The sequence below is a fragment of the Cellulosimicrobium cellulans genome, from assembly GCF_016921195.1.
GTDB lineage: Bacteria > Actinomycetota > Actinomycetes > Actinomycetales > Cellulomonadaceae > Cellulosimicrobium > Cellulosimicrobium cellulans_F.
In genome coordinates, this window is the sequence record NZ_JAFGYF010000005.1 from 325,436 (window position 1) to 337,507 (window position 12,072).

Annotated in this window: 5 protein-coding genes and 1 rRNA gene; 5 read left to right on the plus strand and 1 reads right to left on the minus strand. The window is 71.5% G+C overall.

From position 1 onward, the window contains the following. The first annotated feature begins 73 nt into the window (after positions 1 to 73). Entirely contained in the window at positions 74 to 961 is an 888-nt protein-coding gene (locus JN535_RS13200) for a hypothetical protein (protein WP_205205986.1), read from the plus strand. Positions 962 to 1,160: 199 nt separating this feature from the next. Then, positions 1,161 to 6,152: a ThuA domain-containing protein gene (locus tag JN535_RS13205; protein WP_205205987.1), complete on the plus strand. Its 4,992-nt coding sequence runs from the start codon at positions 1,161 to 1,163 to the stop codon at positions 6,150 to 6,152. Between the two features lie 80 nt (positions 6,153 to 6,232). Here the strand turns inward: JN535_RS13205 and JN535_RS13210 are convergent, their stop codons facing one another. Further along, positions 6,233 to 6,829 (minus strand): GNAT family N-acetyltransferase, encoded by a 597-nt coding sequence (locus tag JN535_RS13210; RefSeq protein ID WP_205205988.1) that lies wholly within the window; start codon positions 6,827 to 6,829, stop codon positions 6,233 to 6,235. 79 nt (positions 6,830 to 6,908) lie between these two features. On the opposite strand from JN535_RS13210, the gene JN535_RS13215 reads away from it, so the two are divergent. The 3 genes from JN535_RS13215 (at position 6,909) to JN535_RS13225 (ending at position 11,550) form a co-directional block, all read left to right on the plus strand. After that, positions 6,909 to 7,709, plus strand: a complete 801-nt coding sequence (locus tag JN535_RS13215) for a LamB/YcsF family protein (protein ID WP_205205989.1) — start codon at positions 6,909 to 6,911, stop codon at positions 7,707 to 7,709. Further along, complete coding sequence (locus JN535_RS13220; RefSeq protein ID WP_307868688.1) at positions 7,706 to 9,406, plus strand: 5-oxoprolinase subunit B/C family protein; 1,701 nt, start codon at positions 7,706 to 7,708, stop codon at positions 9,404 to 9,406. Before JN535_RS13215 ends, JN535_RS13220 begins: the two co-directional genes overlap by 4 nt. A 622-nt stretch (positions 9,407 to 10,028) precedes the next feature. Further along, positions 10,029 to 11,550, plus strand: a 16S ribosomal RNA gene (locus JN535_RS13225). The last annotated feature ends 522 nt before the right edge of the window (positions 11,551 to 12,072 follow it).

Sequence of the window (12,072 nt, forward strand, 5' to 3'; positions counted from 1 at the left end):
GCCACCGCGCCGGCCCGGCCTCGCGGCCGGGCCGGCGCACACCGAGCGGGAGGACCAGGGACAGGAGCGACAGGTGGCACAGCGCACCTCGGCACGGACGCCGACGACACGGACACCGGCGGGAGGAGCCCGGAAGGGCTCGGGCCGCACGGACGGACCGACGACGCCCGCGCGCTCCCGTCCCGCCGACCGGGGCGGTGCCGGCCGCCCCGAGCCCCGGCCGCCGGCGCGCGTCCGCGCGCGCCGGTGGTTCGCGGGCCTCGACCCGTGGCGCCGGGTGCTCGTGGCCCTCGCCGCGCTCGCCGTGGTCGCGGTGGCGGTCGCGCTCGTCGTCGTGCTCACGCGGCAGGTGCCGGCCGCGACCGACGAGGGCTTCGCCGTCGACCCTGCGCGGGTCGCCGAGCTCGAGGCGGCCGAGGAGGCGCGCGACGCGGACAACCTCGTCGCGTCGATCGAGCACGCCCGGCACGTGCAGGCCGAGCTCGTCCCCGTCCTGCACGGGCTGCACGCGGTCCTGCCGGTCGACGGCTCGACCGCGGTCCCGGCCGACCCGGACCAGGTGGCCACGTGGCGCGCGACCGTCGACACGCTGGTCGCCGAGACGGAGAGCCTCGACAGCGGCTCGTCCGAGCACAACATCGTCCGCAACGGGATGCTCACGTCGCTCGAGCTCGTCGGCGACACGCTCGACGCCGTCGGCCTCGCGGCCGCCGCGGACGCGAGCGACCCGACGGCGGCGGCCGACCTCTACGCCCTCGCGGGCGAGCTGCGCACGCGCGCCGTCGACACGTGGGGTCTCGCCGCGATCCAGCTCGACCTCCGCTCGACCTCCGGGGGTCAGGGCCACGTCCACGTGTTCCTGCCCGTGCACCCGGACGACTCGCTCGACGGGGGCATGGACCTCGGGCACGAGGGCGGCTCCACGGACGACGAGGACGCGCACGAGGACCACGACCACTGACCGACGGCGGCCCGGGAAGGGGCCGCCCCACCGACCTCCCGGTCGGGCGCCCTCCGGGGTGCAGGCCGAGCCCGACCGGGACCTGACCGGAGCGCCCCGCGCGAGGACGCGCGGCGCCGACGCACCACGAGGAAGGAGAGCAGGACCTGCGGCCCGGCAACGACGCCGAGCCGCACCGATCAGTTCTCAAGGAGGAGAAGTGACAGCACGACCTTCGAGGGGTCGGCGCCAGGGGGTCGCGGCGGTCACCGCCGCGGCCCTCGTCGCGCCGGCGCTCACCCTCGCGACGGCGGCCCCTGCCGCCGCGCACGACGAGTTCTCCGTCATGGTCTTCAGCAAGACCGCCGCGTTCCGGCACGGCTCGATCCCGGCGGGCATCGCGGCGATCCAGCAGCTCGGCACCGAGCACCACTTCGCCGTCACCGCGACCGAGGACGCGGGAGCGTTCACGGACGAGAACCTCGCCCGGTACGACGCCGTCGTCTGGCTGTCCACCACGGGCGACGTCCTGAACGCCGAGCAGCAGGGCGCGTTCGAGCGGTACATCGCCGCCGGCGGGGGGTACGCCGGCGTCCACGCGGCGTCCGACACCGAGTACGACTGGCCCTGGTACGGAGAGCTCGTCGGCGCGTACTTCGACAGCCACCCGCACAACCAGGACGCGACGATCGTCGTCGCGGACGACGAGCACCCCTCGACCGCGCACCTCGGGTCCACCTGGGACCGGTACGACGAGTGGTACAACTACCGCGAGAACCCGCGCGGCCAGGTCCACGTGCTCGCGAGCCTCGACGAGTCGTCGTACTCCCCGGGGTCGGGCGCCATGGGCGCGGACCACCCGATCGCCTGGTGCCAGGAGTACGACGGCGGCCGGTCCTGGTACACGGGCGGCGGCCACACCGACGAGTCGTACACCGACCCGGCGTTCGTCCAGCACCTGCTCGGCGGCATCCGGACCGCCGCCGGTGCGGTCGACGCCGACTGCGGCGCGACGGTCGACGCCTCGTTCGAGCAGGTGACGCTCGCCAAGGGCGCGGCCAAGACGGGCGAGCCGATCGCCATGGCCGTCCTGCCGGACGGCGACGTCCTGCACACCTCGCGCGACGGGCGCGTCTGGTACACGACGGCGGACGCCACGACGGCGCTCGCGGGCACCGTGCCCGTGTACACGCACGACGAGGACGGCCTCCAGGGCGTCGCGATCGACCCCGACTTCGCCGAGAACCGCTGGGTGTACCTCTACTACGCGCCCAGGCTCGACACGCCGCCCGGTGACGCGCCCGAGACGTCGGCCGACCCGGCCGCGTTCGAGGCGTTCGAGGGGTACAACCAGCTCTCGCGGTTCCGGCTCACCGAGCAGAACGTGCTGGACCTGGCGAGCGAGCAGAAGATCCTCCAGGTCCCAGCGGACCGCGGGCTGTGCTGCCACGCGGGCGGCGAGATCGACTTCGACGCCGAGGGCAACCTCTACCTGTCGACCGGTGACGACACGAACCCGTTCGCGTCCGACGGCTATGCGCCGATCGACGAGCGGGCGACCCGCAACCCGGCGTTCGACGCCCGCCGCAGCTCGGGGAACACGAACGACCTGCGGGGCAAGCTCCTGCGCATCACGGTCGCCGAGGACGGGTCGTACACGATCCCGGAGGGCAACCTGTTCCCCGAGGGCGAGTACGAGGCCGGCAAGACCCGGCCCGAGATCTACGCGATGGGTTTCCGCAACCCGTTCCGCTTCGCGGTCGACAAGGCGACCGGCGAGGTCCACCTGGGCGACTACGGCCCCGACGCGGGCGGCGCGAACGCGAACCGCGGCCCCGGCGGCACGGTCGAGTTCAACGTCATCTCCGAGGCGGGCAACTACGGCTGGCCGTACTGCATCGGCGACAACCTCGCGTACAACGACTACGACTTCGAGACCAAGGTCTCCGGGCCGAAGTTCGACTGCGCGGCGCCCAAGAACACGAGCCCGCACAACACGGGGCTCGTCGACCTCCCGCCCGCCGTGCCGGCGTGGCAGCCGTACGACGGCGGGTCCGTGCCCGCGTTCGGGACGGGCGGCGAGTCCCCGATGGGCGCCGTCGTCTACGACTACGACCCCGAGCTCGAGTCCGAGACCAAGTTCCCCGCGTACTACGACGGCAAGCCCCTGCTCTACGAGTGGGACCGCGCGTGGATCAAGGAGGCGATCCGCGCCGAGGACGGCAGCCCCGCGGGCTTCGTCCCGGCGCTGGAGTTCATGGACCTGCGCCGGCCGATGAACCTCGAGTTCGGGCCCGACGGCTCGCTCTACGTGCTCGACTACGGCGGCGGCTACTTCGGGGGCGACGCGCTCTCGGCCGTCTACCGGATCGACTACGTGCGCGGAGGCCGCTCGCCGGTCGCCCAGATCGACGCCACGCCGACGGACGGCCAGGCGCCGCTCGTCGTGTCGTTCGACGGCACCGGCTCGTCCCACCCGGACGGCAAGGAGTTCACGTACGCCTGGGACCTCGACGGCGACGGCCAGACCGACGCCACCGACGCCCAGGTCTCGCGGACGTTCACCGAGAACGGCCGGCACGAGGTGCGGCTCACCGTCACCGACGCCGACGGCAAGCAGGGCGTGGCGACCACGACCATCACCGTGGGCAACACCGCGCCCGAGGTGACGCTCGAGCTCCCGGCCGACGGCCAGTTCTTCGACTTCGGCGACCAGGTCCCGTACCGGGTCACGGTCACCGACGCCGAGGACGGCGCGCAGGTCGACTGCGGCCGGGTCGTCGTCGAGTACATCCTCGGCCACGACAACCACGGCCACCCGCTGTCGAGCGCGACGGGCTGCGAGGGCGTCCTCACGACCGCCAAGGACGAGGGCCACGGCCTCGACGCGAACATCTTCGGCGTCGTCAACGCGACCTACACCGACGGCGGCGGCGTCGACGGCGTGCCCGCCCTCACGTCCGACGACGAGGTCGTGCTGCACACGCGCACCAAGCAGGCCGAGTACTTCACCGACAGCCACGGCGTCCAGGTCGTCGCGAAGGACGTCTCCGAGGGCGGCAGACAGCTCGGGTACATCGCGGCGGGCGACTGGTTCGCGTTCGACCGGATGAACCTCGCGGGCATCGACTCGATCTCCGCGCGGTACAGCTCGGGCGGCTCCGGCGGCGTGCTCGACGTGCGGGACGGCGCCGTCGACGGGCCGGTCCTCGCGACGCTCACGCTGTCGCCGACCGGGAGCTGGGAGACGCCGGCGCGCACGCAGGCGGTCCCGGTCACCGGCCCCGGCGGCACGCGCACGCTCTACTTCGTCGCGCGCTCGACGACGGGGGCGACGGGCGACATGTTCGACGTCGACTCGGTCACCTTCACGGGTCGGGGCGCGGCGAACAACGTGGCCCCGGTGGTCGGCTCCGTGACGGCGACGCCCGCCACCGGCGACGCCCCGCTCGACGTCGCGTTCTCCGCGCAGGCCTCCGACGCCGACGGCGACGCGCTCACGTACGCGTGGGACTTCGGCGACGGCGGCACGGCGACGGGCGCGACCGCGCGGCACACCTACGCCGAGGCCGGGAGCTACACGGCCAAGGTCACCGTGAGCGACCCGTCGGGCGCGCACGCGACCGGCACCGTCGCGGTCTCCGTGTACGGCACGCTCGAGTGCACCGAGCCGGACCCCCAGCGCGGGCCCGAGGACGAGTTCGAGGGCGAGGCGCTCGACGGCTGCCGCTGGGACGCCGTCGACCTCCGCCCCGACCTCGCCCAGGTGCGCGACGGGAAGTGGGTCGTGCGCACGACGGACGCCGACTTCGCCGGCACCGGCAACCAGCGCGTGCCCAACATCATCACGACCGACCAGCCGGGCGACTCCTGGACGGTCGAGACCAGGATGACGGCCGCGTTCGCGAACCAGTACCAGCAGGGTGGTCTCATCGTGCGCGCCTCGGAGTCCGACTACGTCAAGCTCGCCGTGGTCCAGCACCCCGGCGGCTTGCGCGTCGAGCTCCGCAGCGAGATCGGCGACGTCGTGCAGTCCACGAACGGCGACGTCCTCGACATCGCGAAGCCCGTCTACGGCGAGTACCTGCTGCGGCTGTCGCGTGAGGGGAGCTCGTTCACCGGGTCGTACTCGCTCGACAACGGGCAGACCTGGGTCCCGACCACGCGCGCCGTCACGCACGCGGGGCTCGGCGACGCGGGCGTCGGCGTGTTTGCGCTCGGCAAGGGTGCGGGCGCGAACCAGATCGACGTCGCGTTCGACCACGTGCGCGAGGTCGACGGCAGCGGCGTGCCCGTGTGCGAGGACGTCACCGCGAGCGACACGTTCGACGGCAGCGGCTCCGGCCTCGGCCTCGACCCGTGCCGCTGGTACGTCGTCAACGCCGACCCGTCGCGGCTCGCCGTCACGGACGGCGCGCTCCGGCTCACCACGACTGACGACGACGTGTACGGCGCGACGAACTCCACCGTGCCGAACATCGTCCGCTCGAAGGTCGTGACGGGCGACGAGTGGACCGTCGAGACGACGGTGCGCGCCGACCTCACGCAGAACTACCACCAGGGCGGCCTCATGGTCTACAAGGACCAGGCCACCTACGTGAAGGTCGGGGTGATCCACAACGGCGGCACCGCCGGGACGGTCGGCTTCGAGGTCCGCAGCGAGAAGGGCGACGTCGTGCTGCAGCCGCAGCCCGGAGTCAGCTCCCTGCCCCGCGAGGCGGACGGGACGTACCACGTGCGTCTCGCCCGGTCCGGGGACACGTTCGTCGGCTCGTGGTCGCTCGACGGCGAGCGGTGGACCGAGCTCGCGGCCGTGACGAACGACCAGCTCGACGGGATCGGGGTCGGGCCGTTCGCGCTCGGCAAGAACCAGACCCAGCCCACGGTCGTCGCGTTCGAGGACTTCGTCCTCGAGGGCGAGCAGGTCGAGCAGCCGCTCGACGTCGCGACCGAGGTCCAGGTCCGGTGCCTCGCCGGCAAGGCGTACGTCGCGGTCCGCGCGACGAACGCCGACGACGTGCCGGTCGACGTCACGCTGACGACGCCGTTCGGCACCAAGGCGTTCACCGGCGTCCAGCCGGGCGCCTCGGCGTACCAGTCGTTCGCGGCCCGGGCGACGTCCGTCGAGGCGGGCGTCGTGGGGATCGCGGCGACCGGTGACGGCCGCACGTTCGCGGCCGACGTCGCGTACGACGCCAAGAGCTGCGGCTGACGCGACAGCTCGGCAGCAGGCAGAGGGCCGGTCGGGGGCGTCCCCGACCGGCCCTCGGTCGTACGGGTCGTCGCGTCGCGTCAGGCGCGGGGGAGCGCCATGACCACGTCGGAGTGCGTCTCACCACCGACCACGTAGGTGCGGCGCCCGACGACGTCGAAGCCGTGCTTCCGGTAGAACGCCTGCGCCCGGGCGTTGAGCACGTTCGTGCCGAGCCAGACCGGCAGGCGCGGGCCGAGCCGCGCGGCCGCCTGCGTCGTCGCGGTCATGAGCACGCTCGCCGCACCCGTGCCCTGGGCCGCCGGGTGCACGTAGATCTTCGAGAGCTCGACCGCCTCGCCCGGTCCGACCGCCGCCGCGACGTCGGGGTCGTCCGGCACGCCGCGGGCGAGGAGCGCGTACCCGAGGAGGCCCGAGGCCTCGTGCCCGTCGTCCGTGACGTCGTCGGGCACCGGCTCGACGACGAGGAGCGCGTGCGCGGCGCTCGCGGCCCACGCGCGGAACCGCTCGGGCGAGAGCTGCGTCGCGACGTGCTCGGCGATCGCCTCGGGCGACGTGCCCGGCGGGCACGCGAGCGGGAACGTCAGGGCCGCGAGCCCGGCGAGCGCGGGCGCGTCCTCGGTCGTGGCGCGGCGGACGCGCACGGTCGCCGGAGCGGTGGGGAGGTCGTCGGGCATGCCCGCGAATCTACGCCCCGACGCTGAGGGCGCGGCCGGCCCGCGCCGGGCGCCGGCTCGCTCCGGGCATGATGGTCGGGTGACGCGCATCGACCTCAACGCCGACCTCGGCGAGGGCTTCGGCCGCTGGACCCTTGCCGACGACCAGGCCCTGCTCGGCCTCGTGACCAGCGCGAACGTCGCGTGCGGGTTCCACGCGGGCGACCCGGCGACGATGCGGGCCGTCACGCGCGACGCCGCCGCGCGCCGCGTGCGCGTCGGCGCGCACGTGAGCTACCGCGACCTCGCGGGCTTCGGGCGTCGCTTCATGGACGTCGCCCCCGTCGAGCTCGCCGACGACGTCCTCTACCAGCTCGCGGCGCTCGACGGCTTCGCACGCCTGGCGGGGGACCGGGTGCGCTACGTCAAGCCGCACGGTGCGCTCTACAACGCGATCGTCCACCACGAGGCGCAGGCCCGTGCCGTCGTCGACGCGGTCCGCGCCTACGACCCCGCCCTCCCCGTGGTCGGTCTCCCCGGGTCCGCGGTCCTGCGCCTCGCCGACGAGGCCGGGCTGCCCACGGTGCGCGAGGCGTTCGCCGACCGTGGCTACCTCCCCACGGGCGAGCTGGTCCCGCGGGGCCTGCCGGGCGCCGTCGTGCACGACGCCGAGCAGGTCGCCCGGCGCGTCGTGGAGCTCGTGACGTCCGGCACGGTGCCGGCCGTGGACGGCTCGCCCCTGCGGGTGGAGGCGGACTCGGTGTGCGTCCACTCCGACACGCCGGGCGCCGTCGGTCTGCTGGGCGCCGTCCGCGCCGCGCTCGAGGACGCCGGCGTCGAGGTGCGCCCGTTCGTCGACACGGGAGGCGACGGCCGCGCGTCCGAGGGCGCGGTGCGGTGACGGGAGCGGCCGGCGTCGTGCACCGGTTCGGCGAGACGGCGCTGCTCGTCGACCTGCCCGACCTGGCGGCCGTGCGGTCGCTGCACCGCGCGCTCGCGAGCGAGGCTCCGGCCGGGGTCGTCGACGTGGTCCCGGCCGCGCGCACCGTGCTCGTCCGGTGCGCGACGCCCGCAGACGTCGCGGACGCCCGGGCCTGGGTCGAGGGCGCCCTGCTCCACGCGTCGTCCGACGACGGACCGCCGCCCGCCGGGGCCGTCGTCGAGATCTCGGTGCACTACGACGGTGCCGACCTGGAGGACGTCGCCCGCTGGGCCGGGGTGAGCGTCGAGGAGGTCGTCACCCGGCACTCGGGGCGGGAGTACGAGGCCGCGTTCGGAGGCTTCGCGCCCGGGTTCACCTACCTCGTCGGCGTCGACCCGGTCATCGCGGCCCCGCGCCTCGACACGCCGCGCACGCGCGTGCCCGCGGGGTCCGTCGCTCTCGCGGGCGAGCTCACCGCGGTCTACCCCGGCGAGTCCCCGGGCGGGTGGCGGCTCCTGGGCCGCACGGACGCACGGATGTTCGACGTCGACCGCGACCCGCCGGCGCTCGTCGCGCCCGGCGCGCGGGTGCGGTTCGTGCCGTCCAGAGCCGACGCCTCGGCGCTCGCGGACGTGCGTCGGGGCGACGGCCGCGGCACCGCGGCGCGCGGCACGACCGCGGCGAAGGACGTCGCGGGAAGGGAACCGGGGGAGGGCCGCCCCGTGGGCCGGGAGCCAGGGGAGGGCTCCGTGGGCCGGCGTGCGGGTGCGGGCTCCGGTACGACGGGCGCCGTCGAGGTGCTCGCGACGGGCCCGCTCGTGCTCGTCGAGGACGAGGGGCGCCCCGGTCTCGCGGCGATCGGCGTCGGACCGTCGGGGGCTGCCGACCGCACGTCCCACGCGCTCGCGAACCGTCTCGTCGGCAACCTGCCGAGCGCCGCGACGCTCGAGGTCGCGCTCGGCGGGCTCGCGCTCCGGTTCCGGGGGCGCGCGGTCGTCGCGCTCGCTGGGGCGGCGGTGCCCGCCACGGTCGACGGGGTGCCGGTCGGCATGAACGCATCCGTCCCGGTGCCGGCCGGCGGCGTGCTGCGGCTCGGGCTCGCCGCGCGGGGACTGCGGACCTACGTCGCGGTGCGGGGCGGCGTCACCCCGGACGCCGTCCTCGGGTCGCGGTCGCGCGACACCCTCGCGGGGATCGGCCCCGCGCCGCTGCGGCCGGGCGACGAGCTGACGGTCGGCGCCCCGGTGGCGGGCCGCTGGCCCCTCCCCGGCGTCGCACCCGTGCGCCACGTCCCGGGGGAGCTGCGCCCCGGCGAGCGGGCGGTCGCGGTGCTCGAGGTCCTGCCCGGACCGCGCGCCGACTGGTTCCTTCCGGGCGCGTGGCAGGCGTTGCGGGCGCTGCGGACCGTGAGCGCGGACAGCGACCGGGTCGCGATCCGGCTGGACGGCCAGGCGGTCCCGCGCCGTGCGGGCGAGCTGCCCTCCGAGGGCCTCGTCCGCGGAGCGGTGCAGATCCCGCCGGACGGACGACCGGTCGTCTTCCTGGCGGACCGTCCGGTGACCGGGGGCTATCCGGTCATCGGGGTGCTGCGCGACGACGACGTCGACCGCGCGGCGCAGCTCCGACCGGGCGACCACGTCGTGCTGCGGGCTGCGCGGCCGTCTCGACGGGGATAGACGGTCGAGCGTCGGCCCTCCCGCGGGCACCGGGAACCGGGGGCGGTGCTCGTGCGCTGCGACCGGCGACGGAACCAGAGTCGGTGGGTCGCCGGCCTGTGTGGCGGGTCACCCGGACCCGGCTTGACCCTGGAGCGACGAGCCGCGTAATGTTCTGGATGTCGGCCCGACAGGGAGGAACAGACACCGCCTCGAACGATCGAGGGTGGCTGGTCCCGGGGTCGAAACCCTTCCACCGCATGGCGTAGGATATTCTCCCGCCTGCGACGAGGAAGACCACGGCGAACAGCCGGGGTTGAGGAGCCGAGGGAGACCTGGTAAGGTTGAAGGGTTGCCCCAAGCGAGGTTCTGCCCGGTCGGGTGGTGCTGAGTTGGTGTGTGTCGGTTGTTTGAGAACTCAACAGTGTGCTTGTTAGTCAATGCCAAATTTTTTGTCCCTGTGGCATGGCTGGCTGTTCCTGCCCGTGGGGTGGGGGTGGTTGGTTGTGTCTGGGATTCCTTTGGTTGATTTCGGAAGATGATGTCATCTTTCGTGTTGATGCCAGTTTTGTGAACCCTTGGGGGTTCGCTTCGTATGGATTGTTCACTGCTGGGCTGTGTGTCTGGTGGTGGGCGTTGTTCATTTACGGAGAGTTTGATCCTGGCTCAGGACGAACGCTGGCGGCGTGCTTAACACATGCAAGTCGAACGATGAAGCCCAGCTTGCTGGGTGGATTAGTGGCGAACGGGTGAGTAACACGTGAGTAACCTGCCCTTGACTTCGGGATAACTCCGGGAAACCGGGGCTAATACCGGATATGAGCCGTCCTCGCATGGGGGTGGTTGGAAAGTTTTTCGGTCAGGGATGGGCTCGCGGCCTATCAGCTTGTTGGTGGGGTGATGGCCTACCAAGGCGACGACGGGTAGCCGGCCTGAGAGGGCGACCGGCCACACTGGGACTGAGACACGGCCCAGACTCCTACGGGAGGCAGCAGTGGGGAATATTGCACAATGGGCGCAAGCCTGATGCAGCGACGCCGCGTGAGGGATGAAGGCCTTCGGGTTGTAAACCTCTTTCAGCAGGGAAGAAGCGCAAGTGACGGTACCTGCAGAAGAAGCGCCGGCTAACTACGTGCCAGCAGCCGCGGTAATACGTAGGGCGCAAGCGTTGTCCGGAATTATTGGGCGTAAAGAGCTCGTAGGCGGTTTGTCGCGTCTGGTGTGAAAACTCGAGGCTCAACCTCGAGCTTGCATCGGGTACGGGCAGACTAGAGTGCGGTAGGGGAGACTGGAATTCCTGGTGTAGCGGTGGAATGCGCAGATATCAGGAGGAACACCGATGGCGAAGGCAGGTCTCTGGGCCGCAACTGACGCTGAGGAGCGAAAGCATGGGGAGCGAACAGGATTAGATACCCTGGTAGTCCATGCCGTAAACGTTGGGCACTAGGTGTGGGGCTCATTCCACGAGTTCCGTGCCGCAGCAAACGCATTAAGTGCCCCGCCTGGGGAGTACGGCCGCAAGGCTAAAACTCAAAGGAATTGACGGGGGCCCGCACAAGCGGCGGAGCATGCGGATTAATTCGATGCAACGCGAAGAACCTTACCAAGGCTTGACATGCACGGGAAGCCGCCAGAGATGGTGGTCTCTTTGGACACTCGTGCACAGGTGGTGCATGGTTGTCGTCAGCTCGTGTCGTGAGATGTTGGGTTAAGTCCCGCAACGAGCGCAACCCTCGTCCCATGTTGCCAGCGGGTTATGCCGGGGACTCATGGGAGACTGCCGGGGTCAACTCGGAGGAAGGTGGGGATGACGTCAAATCATCATGCCCCTTATGTCTTGGGCTTCACGCATGCTACAATGGCCGGTACAAAGGGCTGCGATACCGTAAGGTGGAGCGAATCCCAAAAAGCCGGTCTCAGTTCGGATTGGGGTCTGCAACTCGACCCCATGAAGTCGGAGTCGCTAGTAATCGCAGATCAGCAACGCTGCGGTGAATACGTTCCCGGGCCTTGTACACACCGCCCGTCAAGTCACGAAAGTCGGTAACACCCGAAGCCCATGGCCCAACCGTTCGCGGGGGGAGTGGTCGAAGGTGGGACTGGCGATTGGGACTAAGTCGTAACAAGGTAGCCGTACCGGAAGGTGCGGCTGGATCACCTCCTTTCTAAGGAGCTACCAGCAGCTCGTCGCCGGCCTCGTGGTCGGGACGGGTTGTTCAGGTGCCACGCCATCGCCGAACGTGCGAGTGGGTGGTTGCTCATGGGTGGAACATTGACGAAAGAGTCTTCTGGTCTTCGCTGGTGTCAGTACCTGCCGGCCTGTCTGGTCCCTTCGGGGGTTGGGTGGGGTGGTGGTGGAACATCGCTGGTGGGGGCGGGGGGCTTGTCGAGCACACTGTTGGGTCCTCAGGTCACCGGCCACCGGTTGGTGGGGTGCCTGGTACGGGCCGGTCCTCGGACCACGAACCGCTGTCCTTGGTCCTCCTTCGTGGAGGGGTGGGGGTGGTAGGCGGGTCTAGGTGGGGGTCGGGGTCGTTGGTTGTTTGAGAACTGCACAGTGGACGCGAGCATCTTTGTAAAGATCAAGACACATCTTCGGGTGTGGTTCTTGGTTCTCTGCAGTTTTGTTGTTTTTGTTGAAGTTTTTAAGGGCACAGGGTGGATGCCTTGGCACTAGGAGCCGAAGA

Excerpts from the sequence above, each read along its gene's own strand:
- JN535_RS13210 (WP_205205988.1), bottom strand. The coding sequence starts at position 6,829 with ATGCCCGACGACCTCCCCACCGCTCCGGCGACCGTGCGCGTCCGCCGC.